Source organism: Candidatus Pantoea floridensis, from assembly GCF_900215435.1.
GTDB classification, from domain to species: domain Bacteria; phylum Pseudomonadota; class Gammaproteobacteria; order Enterobacterales; family Enterobacteriaceae; genus Pantoea; species Pantoea floridensis.
Genome location: NZ_OCMY01000001.1, coordinates 2,533,828 through 2,552,208 on the forward strand (window position 1 = coordinate 2,533,828; position 18,381 = coordinate 2,552,208).

At 54.9% G+C, this 18,381-nt stretch carries 14 protein-coding genes; 7 read left to right on the plus strand and 7 right to left on the minus strand.

The annotated features are described in order from the left end of the window. Positions 1-69 precede the first annotated feature (69 nt). Positions 70-1,260, minus strand: a complete 1,191-nt coding sequence (metC, locus tag CRO19_RS12015) for a cystathionine beta-lyase (protein WP_097096004.1) — start codon at positions 1,258-1,260, stop codon at positions 70-72. 260 nt (positions 1,261-1,520) lie between these two features. Here metC and exbB point away from each other — a divergent pair, with 260 nt between their 5' ends. The 3 genes from exbB to CRO19_RS12030 all read left to right on the plus strand — a co-directional run bounded on the left by exbB (position 1,521) and on the right by CRO19_RS12030 (position 4,179). Beyond that, on the plus strand, positions 1,521-2,249 hold the full coding sequence (gene exbB, locus CRO19_RS12020; RefSeq protein WP_176519207.1) for a tol-pal system-associated acyl-CoA thioesterase: 729 nt from the start codon (positions 1,521-1,523) through the stop codon (positions 2,247-2,249). Positions 2,250-2,254: 5 nt separating this feature from the next. Then, positions 2,255-2,677, plus strand: coding sequence for a TonB system transport protein ExbD (exbD, locus tag CRO19_RS12025; protein WP_097096006.1), 423 nt, complete (start codon positions 2,255-2,257; stop codon positions 2,675-2,677). Between the two features lie 182 nt (positions 2,678-2,859). Next, on the plus strand, positions 2,860-4,179 hold the full coding sequence (locus CRO19_RS12030; protein ID WP_097096007.1) for an MFS transporter: 1,320 nt from the start codon (positions 2,860-2,862) through the stop codon (positions 4,177-4,179). A gap of 88 nt (positions 4,180-4,267) precedes the next feature. Here the strand turns inward: CRO19_RS12030 and CRO19_RS12035 are convergent, their stop codons facing one another. The 5 genes from CRO19_RS12035 to CRO19_RS12055 are packed head-to-tail and all read right to left on the minus strand — an operon-like array spanning position 4,268 to position 9,490. Further along, complete coding sequence (locus tag CRO19_RS12035) at positions 4,268-5,233, minus strand: Csu type fimbrial protein (RefSeq protein ID WP_097096008.1); 966 nt, start codon at positions 5,231-5,233, stop codon at positions 4,268-4,270. Next, positions 5,230-7,659: a fimbria/pilus outer membrane usher protein gene (locus CRO19_RS12040; protein ID WP_097096009.1), complete on the minus strand. Its 2,430-nt coding sequence runs from the start codon at positions 7,657-7,659 to the stop codon at positions 5,230-5,232. The genes CRO19_RS12035 and CRO19_RS12040 overlap by 4 nt, the downstream gene beginning before the upstream one ends. Next, positions 7,659-8,357, minus strand: a complete 699-nt coding sequence (locus CRO19_RS12045) for a fimbrial biogenesis chaperone (protein ID WP_176519149.1) — start codon at positions 8,355-8,357, stop codon at positions 7,659-7,661. Before CRO19_RS12045 ends, CRO19_RS12040 begins: the two co-directional genes overlap by 1 nt. A gap of 25 nt (positions 8,358-8,382) precedes the next feature. After that, entirely contained in the window at positions 8,383-8,898 is a 516-nt protein-coding gene (locus tag CRO19_RS12050) for a Csu type fimbrial protein (RefSeq protein ID WP_097096010.1), read from the minus strand. Positions 8,899-8,920: 22 nt separating this feature from the next. Then, entirely contained in the window at positions 8,921-9,490 is a 570-nt protein-coding gene (locus tag CRO19_RS12055) for a spore coat protein U domain-containing protein (RefSeq protein ID WP_097096011.1), read from the minus strand. 548 nt (positions 9,491-10,038) lie between these two features. Here CRO19_RS12055 and CRO19_RS12060 point away from each other — a divergent pair. The 3 genes from CRO19_RS12060 (at position 10,039) to CRO19_RS12070 (ending at position 15,883) form a co-directional block, all read left to right on the plus strand. Further along, positions 10,039-12,123: a putative bifunctional diguanylate cyclase/phosphodiesterase gene (locus CRO19_RS12060; protein WP_097096012.1), complete on the plus strand. Its 2,085-nt coding sequence runs from the start codon at positions 10,039-10,041 to the stop codon at positions 12,121-12,123. A 159-nt stretch (positions 12,124-12,282) separates the two neighbouring features. Further along, the gene (locus CRO19_RS12065) at positions 12,283-14,373 is read left to right on the plus strand and encodes a putative bifunctional diguanylate cyclase/phosphodiesterase (protein WP_097096013.1); all 2,091 of its coding nucleotides are present in this window, start codon (positions 12,283-12,285) and stop codon (positions 14,371-14,373) included. 97 nt (positions 14,374-14,470) lie between these two features. After that, on the plus strand, positions 14,471-15,883 hold the full coding sequence (locus CRO19_RS12070; protein ID WP_097096014.1) for an aminotransferase-like domain-containing protein: 1,413 nt from the start codon (positions 14,471-14,473) through the stop codon (positions 15,881-15,883). Here CRO19_RS12070 and CRO19_RS12075 read toward each other — a convergent pair. After that, positions 15,880-16,362, minus strand: coding sequence for a YlaC family protein (locus CRO19_RS12075; RefSeq protein ID WP_097096015.1), 483 nt, complete (start codon positions 16,360-16,362; stop codon positions 15,880-15,882). The genes CRO19_RS12070 and CRO19_RS12075 overlap by 4 nt on opposite strands. Positions 16,363-17,246: 884 nt before the next feature. On the opposite strand from CRO19_RS12075, the gene CRO19_RS12085 reads away from it, so the two are divergent. Further along, a complete protein-coding gene (locus CRO19_RS12085; RefSeq protein ID WP_097096017.1) occupies positions 17,247-17,939 on the plus strand; it encodes a FliA/WhiG family RNA polymerase sigma factor in 693 nt (230 codons plus the stop codon). Positions 17,940-18,381 lie beyond the last annotated feature (442 nt).

Genomic DNA, 18,381 nt, shown 5'->3' on the forward strand with positions numbered 1-18,381 from the left:
TATTTTAACCTTCTGTGGCATGGCATTCGTTGATCTCTCATCGTCACCACAGCGTGGTTTATGTTCTGTTTAATTTTTTAAGCGAGCAAAGCCGGCTTTCAAGTCATCCAGCAGGTCATCCACATGCTCAAGGCCGATGTGCAAACGGACTAAGGTGCCGTCAAAATCGACGCCACCCGCCGGACGAATCGCCGCCAGTTCCTCAGGCTGATTGGCCAGAATCAGTGATTCATAGCCGCCCCATGAATAAGCCATGCTGAAATGGTGGAAGTGATCGAGGTAGTTTGCCAGCTGCTCACGACTTAATTTTTCATGCAGGATGAAAGAGAACAGACCGCTGCTGCCGCTGAAGTCGCGCTGCCAGAATGCGTGGCCTTTACACTGGGCCAGCGCCGGGTGATTAACGCGCGCCACTTCCGGCTGCGCGGCCAGCCACTCGGCTACCTGCAATCCGCTCTCTTCGTGCTGACGCAGGCGCGTCCCCAGCGTACGCAGGCCTCGGCTCGCCATATAGGCGGTATCGGCATCGACCATCTGGCCCATCAGATACGAATTCTCGCGCAGCTGCGCCCAGCAGCGCTCATTCGCCACGGCGGTGCCAATCATCGCATCGCTGTGCCCAATAATGTATTTGGTGCCGGCCTGGATCGAAATATCAATGCCATGCTCCAGCGCGTTAAACAATACGCCCGCCGCCCAGGTATTATCGATCATGATGATCGCGTCTGGCGCTTTCGCGCGCACCGCAGCCACAATCGCCGGGATATCCTGCACTTCCATGGTGATGGAAGCCGGCGATTCGAGGAAGACCACGCGCGTATTAGGCTGAACCAGCTCACCGATTTCGCTGCCGATGCAGTGATCGAAATAGGTAGTAGCGACATTCAGCTTGCTAAGAATTTTTGAGCAGAAATCCTGCGTCGGTTCGTAGACCGCACCGCTTACCAGAATATGGTCACCGGCTTCCACGAAGGACAAGATGGCATTCGATACCGCTGCGGCACCACAGGGATAGAGCATACAACCCGCGCCGCCTTCCAGCTCGGTCATGGCATCCTGCAGCGAGAAATGGGTGAGGGTGCCGCGGCGGCCATAAAACAGTTCGCCTTTAGCGCGACCGGCGGTGGAGCGTTTTTTGTCGGCGACCGTATCAAAAACCAGTGAGGAAGCGCGTTGAATCACGCTGTTAACTGAGCCCTGAGTGTAACGTTTGCTGCGTCCCGCGCTGACAAGCGTGGTGTCTATTTTTTTCGTTGCCATTACTGCCTTACCTGACATTTCCCACAAAACATCCACGTTACCACGAATCAGCGTAGTGGGTTGAGCCTGAATGCGGATTATCAGAGTGAGGCCAGTATTGTGCATAACGTCAGCTAAATGGTGGAAATAAATGACATCTTTGCTTTGTAAATAGTAATGAGAACCACTATCACTTCGGGCGCTTTTTTTGCTATGATCCGCGCTTCAATCGTGAACTGTGCAACAGAAGTTGGAGATGCAGCGTGGTAGCCAGTGATTTGATGCAAACGGATCTCTCCGTTTGGGGCATGTATCAGCATGCCGATATCGTGGTAAAGATTGTGATGATTGGCCTGTTAATGGCGTCTGTCGTCACCTGGGCGATTTTCTTCGGTAAGTTTGCTGAGCTGAGCGGGGCGAAACGTCGCCTGAAGCGCGAACAGCAGGCGCTGGGCGAAGCCCGATCGTTAAACGATGCGTACCGTGCTGCTGAAAACTTCAAAGGCAACAGCCACAGCGCTGTGTTGCTCAATGATGCGCAGAATGAGCTGGAGCTGTCAGCCGGCACTGAAGATCTCGACGGCATTAAAGAGCGCACCAGCTTCCGTCTGGACCGTCGCGTTGCGGCCTTCAGCCGTCATGCCGGTCGCGGCAATGGCTTCCTCGCCACCATCGGTTCGGTCGCGCCGTTTATCGGCCTGTTCGGTACCGTATGGGGGATCATGAACAGTTTTATCGGTATCGCTAAAACGCAAACCACCAATCTTGCTGTAGTAGCACCCGGCATCGCGGAAGCGCTGCTGGCAACGGCCATTGGTCTGGTTGCGGCGATTCCTGCGGTGGTTATCTATAACGTCTTCGCACGTATGATTGCCAGCTACAAAGCCTCGCTGGGCGATGTGGCCGCTCAGGTCATGCTGCTGCAGAGCCGCGACCTTGACCTCGGCAACGTTGATACCGCAAAAGAAGCCAACCGTCCGGCAGCGGCACAGAAACTGCGCGTAGGATAAGTATTATGGCGATGCGTTTAAACGATGATTCGGTAGGCGATGGCGAAATGCATGAAATCAACGTGACGCCGTTTATCGACGTCATGTTGGTTTTGCTGATCATCTTTATGGTTGCCGCGCCATTGGCGACGGTGGATGTACGCGTGAATCTGCCCGCTTCCACCAGCGCGCCTCAGCCGCGTCCGGAAAAACCGGTTTATCTCTCCATCAAGGAAGACAAGCAGATTTATATCGGTAACGATGCGGTGACGAAAGAGACGCTGGTGAATGCGCTGACGGCTCAAACAGAAGGCAACAAAGACACCACCATTTTCTTCCAGGCGGATAAATCCGTGGATTACGCCACGCTGATGAGCGTAATGGATCAGCTGCGCGAAGCCGGTTACCTGAAAATTGGGTTGATGGGCATGGAAACGGTGAAGAAGTAAGCTAATCTCACCCAACCTTCTCGTAGGGTCGCCATTCATGGCGGCCTTTTTTTATGTCCCGCACTCAACTTGTTAATTCCTTGTTACTTTTGGTCTCATTTTTGTAAACTGCAATGGTGAAGAAGATCACATCTATTCCTGGCTTAGCACGTTAAAACGGAAGAAAAACCAGGAAGGACAATATGAGCTCAAGTCACTCTTTACAAAAGTCGTCGCAGGGCGGTGCCAAAACCATCTTTAGCGTTACCAGCGGTAACTTCCTTGAGATGTACGATTTCATGGTATTTGGCTATTACGCCACGGCGATCGCCAAAACCTTTTTCCCCGGTGATGATCCCTTTGCCTCTTTGATGCTCACGCTGATGACCTTCGGTGCTGGCTTCCTGATGCGCCCGTTGGGAGCAATCATTCTCGGTGCCTACATCGATCATCACGGGCGTCGCAAAGGCCTGCTATTGACGCTGGGTTTGATGGCGATCGGGACGTTAACCATCGCGCTGGTGCCTGGCTATGCCACGCTGGGTGCCGCCGCGCCGATTTTAATTTTGCTGGGACGCTTATTGCAGGGCTTCTCCGCCGGCGTTGAATTGGGCGGCGTATCGGTTTACCTAGCCGAAGTGGCGCCGAAAGGGCGCAAAGGCTTTTATGTTAGCTGGCAATCGGGCAGCCAGCAGGTGGCGGTGATCTTCGCCGCGCTGCTTGGCCTGGGATTAAACCACCTGCTGGCGAAAGACGCCGTCACCGAATGGGGCTGGCGTATTCCGTTCGTAGTGGGCTGTATGATTGTGCCATTCCTGTTCTATATCCGCCGCATGCTGGAAGAGACGGAAGCGTTTAGCCAGCGTAAGCATCATCCCTCAATGAGCCAGATCGTGCGTTCAGTAGGTCAAAACTGGGCGCTGGTGCTGGCGGGCATGTTAATGGTGGTGACCACCACCGTGATGTTCTACATGATCACCGCCTTCACGCCCACTTTTGGCAAAACCGTGCTGATGATGAGCGACAAACAGAGCTTCCTCGTCACGCTGTTTGTCGGCATATCCAACCTGTTTTGGTTACCGGTGATGGGGGCGCTATCGGATCGCGTCGGTCGTCGCCCGCTGCTGATTATTTTCACGATACTGATGATTGTTACCACCTGGCCGGTACTGCACTGGCTCGTTGGATCGCCGACCTTCGCCCATCTGGTTGAAGCAGAGCTGTGGCTATCGTTCCTGTATGCCAGCTATAACGGTGCCATGGTGGTCTATCTGGCTGAGATCATGCCAGCCGAGGTGCGCGCCACCGGTTTTTCAATGGCTTATAGTCTGGCCACTGCGCTGTTTGGCGGTTTTACCCCAGCGGTATCGAGTTATCTGATTCATGCCACGGGCGATAAAGCAATGCCGGGCGTGTGGCTGTCGTTTGCTGCGGTGTGCGGATTGATTGGTACGCTGCTGATTGGCCGCATGGTGAAGCAGTATCAGGCGCGTCACGGCGCAGTCTCTCTAAGCGCGTCGTAAACCTGGTCGCCATGAATGGCGACCCTACGAAAACCGATGCATACATTGTAGGGTCGCCATTCATGGCGACCTGATCCCCATCTCCATACTAAAACGACACATCCACCACCACGCTATCGGTGTAATTCCCCGCCGCCGGCGTATTCTGCGTGGTCAAAATCTGCGCCGTATAAGTAAAGTTGCGCGTCACGGTATCGGCATTCAACGAGGTCGAGGTGCTACTGCTCCAGCGATCGGTGCCGGTTGGCCCCCAGCGAGACGTGGTGGTAGTGCCTTTGTAGATATCGTAAGCCAGCCGATTGGTGCCGCTCGCCATCTGGCGCGTGGTACCGCTGTAGTAGCTGCCGTTGCTCAAACCCACGGTATAAGTGCTGCCTTTCGAACACACCACGTTAATGGTTTGCTGCACCGTAGAAAAACTCCCCACCAGCGGTGCACTGCCAAAGCTGACATTGGGTGCGGTAATGGTGGTGCAGTCGTTGGTAATCACCAGATTAACCGTAATCGGCATTGCCGTGCCGGTGCTGGTCTGCACGGTTCCCACGCACAATCCCGCCACGTTTACTCCCGCGCACACCGTATAACTTACCGTCAACGTTATGGTGGTGGTATAGGTGCCTGCCGCCACCACCTGTCCGGGCACGGTGCGGAAAAAGAGCGGAATATTGAAGTTGAGGCTGTTTCCCAGTGCGAGCAAGGACGCTGAGCTCCAGCGATAGCTGCCACCCTGCTGTAATTCGGTGGCGCAGGCGCTATCAATGCACATCTGAATCGGGATGCTGTCGGTGCCGCTGGCCGCAGTTTTCAGCGCTGCACGGTTTCCGCTCAGATTGGAGGCGGTGGTAAAAGCGTAAGTAATGTTATCGCTACCCAACAACGAAAGCGTGCCCGAACCACAGTTAACATTGGTGGTACTTGAGGTGGTATTGGCGGTTGAACCCACGGAGAAAGTGGTGACCGAACCGAATGTGGCGGTCGGCGCCGATAAGGTACAGAGCGCAAAGCTGGTCATTGGCAATAAAAACAGCACCAGCAGGAGCAGAAGCCTTTTCATGGTGAAATCCCTGACTGTGAATTATCCGCGGTACTCACCGCAGAACCTTGCGCTGGCGGCGGCAGCGGGCAGGTAAGCGGCCCGTAAGTTTGCAGCGCTTTTGGCTGGCCGTCAGCGATATCCAACTGCGTATTGCAGCTGCGTCCATCCGGCGTAACCACATGTATCGGATTACTGGCGCCGAGATCTTCCATCCACACAATGCCATCCCAGCCGACGTATTCGGTGGCCTGATTAGGACGTAATACCTGGCTGGAAATCGGCAGCGGCTGCCCGCTGCTGTCATGCAGCACGACGCTGGCAGCGCGCAGACGCTCCACCGGGAAATTGAGCAAATAGCCACTTTTGCGCTTCACAGCGAAGCGCTGTTCGACCTTTGGCGCAGTGCGATCGGCTGGTAGATCGAGCGTATCGATGTCGTATTTCGCGCCGTAGTAGCTGCTGATGGACGGAACCAGCAGATAACCCTGTTTATCTGTGCGTCCCATCGATTGGTTTTCGTAACGCACCGTAACGTCCGGATAGTCGGTTTTCACCACGACGAACGCATCGTTGATGTCGTTGGCGGCAAAGACGCGGTTATCCATCAACACCAGCGAACCGGTGAAATCGGCCCATTGCGTGGTGTTATCGTTATCGCCGTAAAAACCGGCGGAGGTATCAATTTTATTATTACGATAGCGTAAGCTGGCCTGGCGATAATCGCCGCTGTCGCTGCCCTGATTGGCCCACGCCGCATCATAGGCGAAGCCGCCATCGGTTGGCATCGCGCGTGAAACATACAGGCGCTGATTATTGTTGCCCTGCTGATCGCGCTCCATGCTCACTGATGCGCTGCTCTGCTCACCAAATGGGATCACAAGGGAAATCGCGCCGCTCCAGTCACCCTGTTGCTGGTCGCGGCTGGCGGAGATATACACGCTGCTGTTGCCCCACAGATTTTTACTCCATGAGAGATTCATCAAGCGCGTGCGATCGCCGCTGCCGCCAGCGATATCAATATATGCCAGCCCCAGGCTGCCATAATCATTCAGCGACACGCTGGCGGTGTATTGTGCGCTGCGCCGCGACAGCGAGTAGCTGGTGTTCGCGTTGTCGCCGCGGCTGCCCACCAGTGCGAGATTGCCGAAATCGGCGGTGCGCAGAATGTGCTGAGTGCCAAGGCTGAACCAGCTATTGTTGTACTGATAACCCCAGCTGTACTGGGTGCCGGGATCACCAGCCATCTGGCTCTGCGCCAGCGCGCCATTAATCACACCCCAGCTGCCGAGCTTCAGCAGTCCGCCTGCGCCGCCCATGGCAACGCTGCTGCTGCCCTCCGCATGGCTTTCCAGCGTCAACCAATCCGTTAAGCCATAGCGATAGGAGCCGCTCGCCGCTGCAGCGCCATAATCAAAATTTTGCACGCCGTAATTTTCGCGTATCGCACCGGCGGAGAACGAATAATCGGATAACCCTTGTTTCAGCAAGCTGCTGGAGACGTAAAACGGCAGCGTGGTGGTGATTTGTCGGCCTACCGCATCGGTGGTGGTGATCACCGCATCACCGGCGCCGTTGACGAAAGGCACGTTAGTGAGCGACCACGGGCCGGGCTGCACGTCGGCCTGCGCGCTGCGGTAGCCGTTAATGAAGAGGTCGACCGAGGAGGGGACTGCCGCCTGGCCGGAAAACGCCGGCAAAGGATAGGTCACCAGATCGGGCCGTACGCTGAAATCACGCCCAATCTGCACGCCGCCGAGGCGCACGCTGTTGCTCCAGCTCAGGGCATCGGTAACCAAATCCCCGGCGCGCCAGCTGATAGCCGCGTTCTCGTTTTCATTGCTAAACCAGGTATCGTAACGAATATAGCCTTCCTGCTGACCGGAAACGCCGCCTTCCAGCTGCTGCACGTACACGCCGTTAGTGGAAAACTGGCCAATCGGTCCGAAGAAACGCAGTTCGTTCCAGCTGGAAAGACGCGAACCGGCGTTATCCGTCCGCGTGGCGTAGAAGTCGTAGTTGAGCAGGGCACCGTTACTGGCGCGCCCCGGAAAGCGCGGTGCGTTCTGTTGCTGACCAATGGTCTGTCCCGGCAGCCACGCGGCGGGTACCGTGAGCAATAGGCGTTGGCGCTGTTCGTCATACTCCACTTTGGCTAATTGATTCACATCGATCTGCTGACCTTGCAGCTTCTCGGCAGGAATACCGGCACGCTCTAAATCCCCGCGTCGTAGCCAGAAATCACCGTTTTTGCGTTCAACCGGTACGATATCGCCACGCCCGCCCTGATTCACCACCAGTTCCAGCATATATTGCTGACCGCTGGCGCTATTCTCCAGCGCAGGCGGTGGCGGCAGCTCAGAGAAGGTCTCGGCACTGCTGATCATCGGGCTGATGCAAAGCACGCTGGCAACCGCCAGCGCGCAGGGATGCGGCGTAAACTTCATCAACGCGCGGCAGCGCTGCTCCAGTGGCCTTTATTCATCTCGGCCGAGAGTTCACCGCTCACGCTGCTGGTTAACGGCCAGCGATGACTACTGTTGGCCAACACGTAACCGAATAAACCGTTACCCATGCGGCGTCCGCCGATGGTGACATTACTTAATCGCGCGTGACCGTTGCCGCGATTGGTCAGCTCCAGCCAGCGCTTGCCGCCGCTGTTTACCTCTTGCCAGCTCAACTGCGGTTGTGCCGTATCGCGCGTGACGCCGTTGCCATAGACGAATAACGGTACCGAATAGCGCATCTGGAAGGTAAGACCCGCCTGGTTTTCCCCCGGCGTGCGCGGCGTGGGGATTTCATCCAGTACCACGCGATACGACATTTCACGTCCGGCGGCGGGTGGCGTTTGCTTGATTAAACGCACCAGCTGTTTCTGCCCCGGTTCAAGACGCACCATCGGCGGGCTCGCCACCACTTGCTGTTGCGTTTGATACTGTTCCTGGCCGTTGATTTGCTGCCAGCTGAAGATGCGTACCTGCATCATGGTGGTGGCATTGCCGCGATTCTCCAGCCACAGTTCGCTGGCTTTTTCTTCGGGATCAATGGCCGGATCGATGGGCCAAACCATCAGTGAATTGGCTGCCTTCACCGCAGGTGTTAGTGCCACACATAACAAGAGTATCAGGGCGCGCAGGTTCATCATTTTGTCATCCTTCATGGTACTAACGTCACCAACTCAGGGTGACAGTTAAGGTATCGGTATACGTCCCGGCGCGCGTCGGGCCGGGTAGCGTTAGCAGGCCATAAATAGGCAGCGTAATGTTATTGGCATTGCTGTAGCTCAGCGCAACGGCGCTGTTCACCGGAATCGCCGTGGTATGAGCGGCATTGCTGTACAAGCTATACGCCACGGTATTGGTGTTGCTGGTGTGTTTGAGGTTGCGGGTCGCGGTGTAGTTGTTGCCGCCGTTGATGCTCATGCTGACAGCGGTGCCTGGCGTGCAGGCGAGCGTGATGGTGGTGCTTTGCACATAGCTGGCGCTGACGCTGCTGGAGGACACGCCCGGTTGTGTGCCGAAATTAAGCGTGCCGAATACCCCGGTATTGGTACCGGATACGACACAACCTGCCACTACTGATGCTGAGACCTGAAAGGTTGCCGTCGGCAACCCCCAGGCGGAGACACTCCCTATCAGCAGGGCAAGGCCACCTGCACAGTGCAGCCCACGCTGCACCACGGCCACCCTGAGAACCCTTACGCTTCTCTCAGTAATTCACCGCCACGTTAATCGTGTCCGTATAGGTACCAGCTGGGATCAGCGGGTTAAAGCCACCTCCCACCACGCGACCATAAATGGCGTAGTTGGTACCCAACGTCGGGTCGGTAGTGCCGCTGGGGGCGATATTGGTGTTATTGGCGATAGCGGTGGTAAATGCGGCATCGCTATACAGCGTATAGGCAATGCCCTGCGTATTGTTGGAGCCGAGAATCAGGTAGCGTGGCTGGCCACTCACCGTGCCGTAAATGGTCGCCGGTGCGGCGTTACTGCTGGTGACCTGTACGTTGAAGGTTTGCCCGGTGGTACAGCGAACGAATATGCCGTTGCCAGATGCGCCAACCAACGTCGCGTTCAATGTATCGAAGGTGGCTGCGCTGCTACCGAAGTTCAGGGTACCGAAGTTAACCCCGGTCGTTGCAGACTGACCATTCACTAAACAACCGGTGGTAAGCGTCAATGTGGCATTGATGGTTCCCGTTGTGGTGGCGGCAAAAACAGCGGTGGGAGCAAGGGCGGCGCTTAGGCTAGAAGCCACAAGAAAAAGCTTGAGTTTCATAATCATTCCTTACTGATTATCCAAGGTCAGTGCTTTTTCACCTGGTCATTCATTTATGAAAATACATCCGAAATCAAACAAGAGCCGCATTTGGCCCGACAGCGTAAGCGCCTACCACCTAAGAAAATTCCTGGATGGTGCATTAATGATTTATATCAGTTTTCTTTACTATAGATCAGCAAATCTGGCCTTGTGCACCCAGGGTTCATTTTTTCCCTAATCAATTGACGTTTTTCGCCGATAACTCAGTAATAACAAGGGGTGGCGGCCAGTTAAAAAAACTAAACAGCCGGCGATTTCCCCCTCTATCACGCGCGTCGGTTCAATGCTATGTTCGTGCATTAATCAGATATTATTAATTTTCCACCCGATGACTGATGATGAAAATAAAAATAAATAGCATGAGAGTTCCAGTTTTTACTGGACCTGGCATTCTCACTGTTTCGCCGCTAATGGTCATTATTCGCCCGTAATCGGCGCTTTATCTTCCTTGTTTTTATTTGATGACACCAAACCTGCTCCGTAGCAGGTTGAGTTTAGGAGCGCACATGCTGTTGGTTACCTGGGATAGCGTTCTGGTTTCCGTTTCACTGATTGTGGCCTTCATCGCCGCCTTTACCGCATTAGATACGGCAGGCCGCGTCGCCGTATCCCGCGGTTGCCTGGCAAAACTGTGGTTAGTGGGCGGCGGCACCGCAATGGGCATTGGCATCTGGGCGATGCACTTTATTGGCATGCTGGCGATGATGATGCCGGTGACCATGCGCTATGACATCCCGCTCACGGCACTCTCCTTACTGGTCGCTATTGCGACGTCTATCTTCGCGTTTGCCCAAAGCGTGCAGGGCAGTCACCTCACGCGCCGGCGCTTAATGCGCGGCACGTTAATACTCGGTAGCGGCGTGATTGCCATGCACTACATCGGCATGAACGCTCTAATGATTGAGACGGCGATTAGGTGGAATATGCCGCTGGTGACGTTATCCGTGGTGATTGCCTACGCGGCGTCCGGTGCCGCGCTGTGGCTGGCCTTTCATCTACGCCAGGGGGAAAGCCTGCTGATATTGCGTGTCTGTGCGGCGCTGGTGATGAGTATTGCCATTGCCGGCATGCATTACACCGGTATGGCCGCGGCGGACTACAGCCAGCCGATGATGATGCAGCATCACGGCGTCAGTGAAGAGGGGCTGGCGGTGTGGGTCACCATTATCACGCTGAGTATTCTTGGATTGACGCTGCTGATTTCAATGCTGGACGCTCAGCTGCGCGCGGCGCGTCTTGCAGCCAAATTGAAGCGCGCCAACAGCGAACTGCGCCAGCTTGCGCTGCATGACAACCTCACTGCGCTGCCGAACCGCGTGATGCTAGAGCAGCAGCTCACCACACAGATCAAGCAGGCTACGCTGCAGGATGAAACCTTCGCACTGATGTTTATGGACCTCGACGGGTTTAAAGCGGTCAACGATACCTGGGGCCATCATGTGGGGGATCGCTTGCTGATTGCGGTGGCCGATCGCTTGCAGGCGGAAGTCAGTGAAGATATTTTGCTGGCGCGTTTAGGCGGCGATGAATTTGTGCTGCTGTGCCCGCAGTACGCTGTTCATCAGGCGACAAATCTGGCGCAGCAGCTGGTGCAAGCCATTGATGTCCCCTTTGAGTTAGATCGTTATTCGCTGCGTGTTTCGCTCAGCATCGGCATTGTCATCTTCCCGCAGCACGGGCGCAGCCAGCAGGAGATGATGTTCAACGCCGATTCCGCCATGTATCACACCAAGCACAGCGGGCGTAACGGCTGGTGCCTGTTTGAACCGGCCATGAGTGCTGTTGCTCAGCATCAGCTGGCGCTCGCCAACGATCTGTGGAATGCCCTGGAATACCAGGAAATGCGTCTGTTCTATCAACCTAAATTTCGCGCCGGAGGCACGGTGCTGATGGGGTTTGAGGCGTTGCTGCGCTGGCAGCATCCGCGTCGTGGGCTGCTGATGCCGGACATGTTTCTGGCGCGAGCCGAGAAAACCGGCCAGATTGTGGCGCTGGGTAATTGGGTGATCAACGAAGCCTGCCGCCAGCTAAAACAGTGGCGCGATGAAGGCAACGGCGACTGGAGCGTATCGGTCAATCTCTCGGCGCTGCAATTCCAACAGCGCGATCTGATTGAAAGCCTGCACCAGGCGCTGCAGCGTCATCAGATCCCCGACGGGGCGCTGATGCTGGAAATTACTGAAAATATCGCCATGCGCAATCCGCAGTTTAGCCAGCAGCGCATTGCCGAGTTGCATCGGCTAGGGGTGAAAGTGGCTATCGATAATTTTGGCATCGGCTATGCCAATCTGCTGCATCTGAAACATCTGGAAGCGAGCGAGCTGAAAATCGATCGCGCCTTTATTAATAGTTTGCGCGCGGATAGCGAAGACGCCACGGTGGTCAGCGCGATGCTCACGCTGGCTCGCTCGCTGAACCTGCGCATGGTGGCAGAAGGCGTTGAAACGGAAGAGCAGCAGCGCTTATTAACCGGTTTAGGCTTCGATACCTTACAGGGCTATCTGCTGGGTAAACCGACTCCGGCGGAGCGCATCGGGGAGTTTACCGCTGCGCTGGCATTTACGGATAACGTCGTGTCCTCTGGCGCGTAATAATCATTTTTTGTGTTCTTCCGCATTGGAAGGTTTCATCGTTCATCGGCTCAGATCGGCAGGATAACTGCCGATAATTCCTACAATAAAACCAATAGATTTCACTCTTTTTAACCACACCACAGCTGACTTAAAACGGCTTCAACTTAGGAAATCACTATGTTAGTGACTTCGTATGACTCATTTACCGTCATCGTTTCGATTTTGGTAGCGATGCTGGCCTCGTTTACTGCGCTTGATATGGCAGGACGCGTGGCTTCCTCAACTGGCAAGGTGGCGCTGGTTTGGTTGCTTGGCGGTGGATTCGCCATGGGCGTCGGCGTCTGGGCAATGCACTTCATCGGCATGTTGTCGATGAGCCTCGATATGGTGATGAGCTACGATCCCCTGCTCACCGTCGCCTCAATGGTGGTGGCGGTGCTGGCCTCGATTTTTGCCCTGTGGCTGGCTTGTGCGACGAAGGAACTTCCCTGGACACGATTAATTGGCGGGGCACTGGTGCTGGGTTCCGGGGTCGTTGCCATGCACTACACCGGCATGGCGGCGCTGATGTTTGCACCGGGTATTAGCTGGAACTGGGGCTGGGTAGCCGCGTCGGTGGCCATCGCCATGGTCGCCTCCTGCGCGGCGCTGTGGCTGGCGTTTCACCTGCGCGAAGGACATGGCCGCGTGACGCTGCTGCGGCTCGGGGCATCGGTGGTGATGGGCTGTGCCATTGCAGGTATGCACTATACCGGCATGGCCGCCGCCAACTTTCCGATGCACAGCCACGCCACGCACATGGGCGTAAACAGTAACTGGTTGGCAATTGTGGTCACGGTGGTGACGCTGGCGATCCTTGGCATTACCTTGCTGGTATCGATGCTGGATGCCCGCATGCAGGCGCGCACCTCAATTCTGGCGCAATCACTGGCCGAAGCTAACCGCGAGCTGGCCCAGCTGGCCTTGCACGACAACCTGACGCGCTTGCCCAACCGTATTCTTTTGGAAGATCGCCTTGAACAAGCCATCAATAAAGCGAACCGCGAGAAATCACAGTTTGCGCTGATGTTTATGGATCTGGATGGCTTCAAGGCAGTCAATGACGCCTTTGGCCATCACGTTGGTGATAATCTGCTGATTGGCGTCACCGAGCGTATGACCGACCAGATGAAAGGGCACTACACGCTGGCGCGGATGGGCGGCGACGAATTTGTGCTGCTGCTGGAAATTGATGATCCGAACGATGCGGCGGCGGTAGCGGATACGCTGGTGAAGGCCATCGATCGCCCGTTTGACATCTCGCGCTATGAGCTGGTGGTGTCACTGAGTATTGGCATTGCCGTTTATCCGGGGGATGGCAAAGACGACCGCGAGCTGATGTTTAATGCCGATGCCGCCATGTATCACACTAAAAATAATGGCCGCAACGGTTACACCTTCTTCCAGCAGTCGATGAACACCCTGGCGCAGTCGCAGCTGCAGCTGAACAACGATCTGTGGCAAGCGCTGGATAATCAGGAACTGCGGCTGTTTTACCAACCTAAATACTGCGCACCGAGCGGACCGATCCTCGGCTTTGAAGCGCTGCTGCGCTGGCAACATCCTACGCGTGGCCTGCTGGCCCCGGATACCTTCCTGCCGATGGCGGAAAAAACCGGCATGATTGTGAACATTGGCAACTGGGTCATTAACGAAGCCTGTCGCCAGCTGCGCACATGGCATCTGCAGGGGCATCCGCATTGGTCCGTAGCGGTGAACCTGTCGGCGCTCCAGTTTGAGCAGAGCAATCTGGTGGAAACCGTGACCGAAGCGCTGGATAAGCACCAAATCCCGGCGGAGCTTTTAACGCTTGAGGTGACTGAAACCACGGCGATGCGCGATCCTGAAGTGAGCGTACGCATTCTGACCGAGCTCACCAATATGGGCGTCAAAGCCTCGATTGACGATTTCGGTACCGGCTACTCGAGTTTGTTGTATCTCAAGCGTTTACCGGCGAGTGAACTGAAGATCGACCGCGCTTTCGTCAATGAACTTCAGGCGCAGTCTGAAGATGCCACTATTGTTTCCGCCATCGTTGCCTTAGCGCAGTCGCTGCATCTAAAGGTGGTGGCCGAAGGGGTAGAAACCCAGGATCAGCAGGCGTTTCTTACCGGCTTGGGTTGCGATACCTTGCAGGGCTATTTGTTGGGCAAACCGGTCCCGCCAGAACGCATTGGCGAACTGCCGAATTTCTATGCAGAAGCGTTAGAGCTGGAGCGCGTCACTTAGCCAGCACGTTGTCTCTCCGATTCCTTCCCTCTCCCGCTTGCGGGAGAGGCATAGGGTGAGGGAAACTAGCCGCCAAATCCTCTACATGGGAGTTCGGGTGGCGAAATATCAGCAGTTGGTGGAACAGCTTCGCACGCAAATCGAGGCACGTATCTGGCCACCGGGTGAAAAACTGCCGTCGCTACGCCAGCAGGCTGAGCAGAGCGGGCTGAGCCTGATGACGGTGATGCACGCGTATGAGGTGCTGGAAAGCCAGGGCTGGATTGTGTCGAAGCCGCAATCGGGCTATTACGTGGCGCCGCGCGCCGCAGAAAGTCGTCCCCGTCTGCCCACCCGTGAAGTGGCGAAAACCGACCAAGCGGATACCAACAGCTTTGTGTTTGACGTGCTGCAGGCCACGCGTAATCCCGCCATCATGCCGTTTGGCTCTGCTTTTCCCGATCCTGAACTGTTCCCCCAGCGCCAGTTGATGCGCTCGTTGGTGAAAGTCTCCCATAATCTGAAGCCCACGGATGCGCTGAATAACTTGCCGCCGGGCAATGAAGCGCTGCGTAAAATTCTGGCTCAGCGCTATGCGCAACAGGGCATTACGCTATCGCCGGATGATATCGTCATCACCAACGGCGCGATGGAAGCGCTCAATCTGAGCCTGCAAGCCGTTACCGAACCCGGTGATTGGGTCATCCTCGAGAATCCCTCCTTTTATGGCGCTTTGCAGGCCATTGAACGCCTCAAGCTGAACGCCATTGCCATCGCCAGTGATGTTGAACACGGCATGGATCTGGCTGAGCTGGAGCAGGCGCTGCAGCGCTGGCCGGTGAAAGCCTGCTGGTTAATGACCAACCGGCAAAACCCACTCGGTTTCACCCTGAGCGCAGAGCGTAAACAGCAGCTGGTGGCTCTGCTGGCGCGCTATAACGTGGCAATGATCGAAGACGATGTGTATAGCGATTTGTATGAGGGACAAGATAAGCCGCTGCCGGCCAAAGCCTTTGATCGTGAGGGCAACGTGCTGCACTGCGGCAGCTTCTCGAAAAATCTGGTGGCGGGATTTCGCGTCGGTTGGGTAGCCGCTGGTCGGCATGCGCAGCGCGTGCAGCGTATTCAGCTGATGAGCACGTTATCGACCAGTGCACCAATGCAGCTGGCGTTAGCCGATTTTCTCAGCACGCGTAGCTACGATGCGCATTTGAAGAAGCTGCGTCAGACGCTGGCAAAACGTAAACAGCTGGCGCAACAGGCGCTGCGACGGGTATTGCCGGAAGCGGCAAGGATTAGCGATACGCCGGGCGGCTATTTTCTCTGGGTAACGCTGCCCGCGCAGATTAACACCACGCAGCTGTATCATCTGGCGCTACAGGAGGGGATCAGTATTGCTCCCGGCCAGCTGTTTTCCAGCAGCGAGGGCTTTAGCCACTGTTTTCGCTTTAACACCGCCTGGCCGTGGGATGCACGTGCCGAGGCGGCGGTAGAAACACTGGGCAAATTGATAGCTGGATTACATCGTTAAACCAGGGCTGCCTGCTGGTGGCCCCAGGTCAGATAATAAACGTCGTAGAAATCCACTTCGCCCTTCTGCTTCATCAATCGATCGATGCCGCTGCGCACGCGATCCGGCGTCTGCGGATTCTCAAGAATTTTGTCCAGCGCCTGCTGGGAAACCGGCTGCACGTAATACCATTCGCCGTTATAGCAAACGCGCAAATCCAGCGTATCGATATCTTCGAAGCGATATTTTGGATTGATATCCATCAGCATCAATACACTCATCACCAGCACAAACACAGTGGCAAACCAAAAGGCGGGCCAGCCGAGCATGTCGGTTGAGAAGATCAGCGCCACGCACAGCGCGTAGCACAGGTACATAATGGCCCAGAGTCCCGGATGGGTTTTCAGGAAGGAAAAGCTAAAGCGCGGCAAATTATCGCGCCGTCCCTCACGGTTCAGCGTGGCGATTTCGTCGAGCAGGATTTGTTTGATCGCGTCCATTGTTCACCTCTAATTATTACTACCTGCCAGTAAAGCACATAACAGTGAAGCGAATTAGTGACAGATTTACGGTGTTTTTTTATAACAGTTGTTGAAGGGGCGGCTGGTTCTGCACGTTGACCTTATAGCGCAATAGGCGCCGACGCGCGGTGAGAGGGTTTGGTTACAGAGGATATGTTCAGAGCAACGCTGTTTTATCGACGCGTGGGAAATAGTGGATCTCCATCACATCAGCGTGCATCACCTCAATTAACCACGCTACCTGCTCGATCCGGCTATTACCTGCTGAGCAGTATGCGCTATTAAGGTGGGTGTTTAGGTTACCGATTACTTCATTCATGAAAATAGAAACAATTCTCAATATTACAAAAAATGGTGAAAATTAATGATTTATTGTTTTTTTAACGGTGTTAATTATTAATTAATTTATTCAAATTATTGATTTTGCTTGATTAATATTTTAATTCATTAAACCTTATAGCTAAGAATATTCTGATGCGTATACTCATCGCCATTAAAGGTAACGGTGGCTATTAGTTATCAATAGCGGCTGATGCGGAGTCCGTATTAATAGCGTTAAGTATGGCTGTTATCTTTTTAACTCGCATGCATTGGCATACGTAATAAGACAACGCTTTTATTAATAAAGGCGCGATTTTTAATCGGCGTTCAGGACGTTTTTTATTATGAGTATCGGTGGGGCAATACAGAAAAATAATGATGGTCGCTTTATTTCTCAGGCGGGTTTCCCTATGAATCTGCCTGAGAAATATATCCATCAGCATGTATTGATTATATCGACTCCGGATACAGTGAAATCTCCGTCAAATCGCTATCAGTCGTTCAAGTCCGTCGCCAGACGGGTTTTGTCGTGAGGAGATTTCATGAGCGTATTCAATGAAGTCACCGAACTGACGCCTGTTGAAGAGACGCGCTACCTGCAACAGTGGCAGCCGCTGGTGAAGCGCGTAGTACGGCAGCTCTCCGCCCAAACGGATGCGGTGATGGATCGTGGCGATCTGGAACAAATTGCCTTTATGGGGCTGCTTGAATCGCTACGTCGTTATGGCCGTCCTGACGATCATTTTGCCGGTTACGCTTTACAGCGCGTGCGGGGAGCGGTGTTGGATCAGCTGCGTCTGCACGACTGGCGTCCGCGACGTCTGCGGCAGAAAACGCACAAAATCAATGATGCGGTGCGCGCACTCACGCGCCGTCTCGGCCACGAGCCGAACGAAGAAGAGTTGCGTCGACACCTCAAGCTCAGTCCGGAAGAGGTGCAGGAGTATTTGCTGCTGGAATCCGCTAGCGCGATGGAGAGTTTTGACGATCTGCTGGCAGGCGAAGCGCTGAGCAGTGTGTTAAGCGGACGTGCGCTGGAAGAGGAAATTAGCATTCAGCGCACGCTAAAGACCGCGCTGGCTTCGCTGAGCGAGCGCGAACAGTTGATTCTCAGCCTCTATTACCAGCACGAAATGAGCCTGAAAGAGATTGCGCTGGTGCTCGAGCTCACCGAAGCGCGCGTCTGCCAGATTAATAAGAAGATTGGCGTGAAGATTAAACAATTCTTTGAGTAGAGCATCCTGCAATTAACGTTCTGACATCAGAACGCTAAATGCCTGCGATAACCTGTCAGTGCCTTTGAATCCATTTGTGGGTTCGACCGGTGGCGAAATCCACCGGCTTTTTTTTGCCTGTAATTTGCCTGGTGCGCATTAATGCGCACCCTACAACAGCGCCGGAACTTTCGTAGTGTCGCCATTGATGGCGACCAGGTGCGCATAAATGCGCACCCTACGACAGCGCCGGAAGTCTCGCAGGGGCGCCATTAATGCGCACCCGGCAACAGCGCCGGAACCTCGTAGGGTCGCCATTGATGGCGACCAGGTGCGCATAAATGCGCACCCTACAACAGCGCCGGATCTCTTGTAGGATTGTCATTTAGGGTAACTGCAGAATGGCGGCACGAAATGTTAAATATGTTGCCAACTAATTTGGCTTTAGTTAGCTAAATCATTC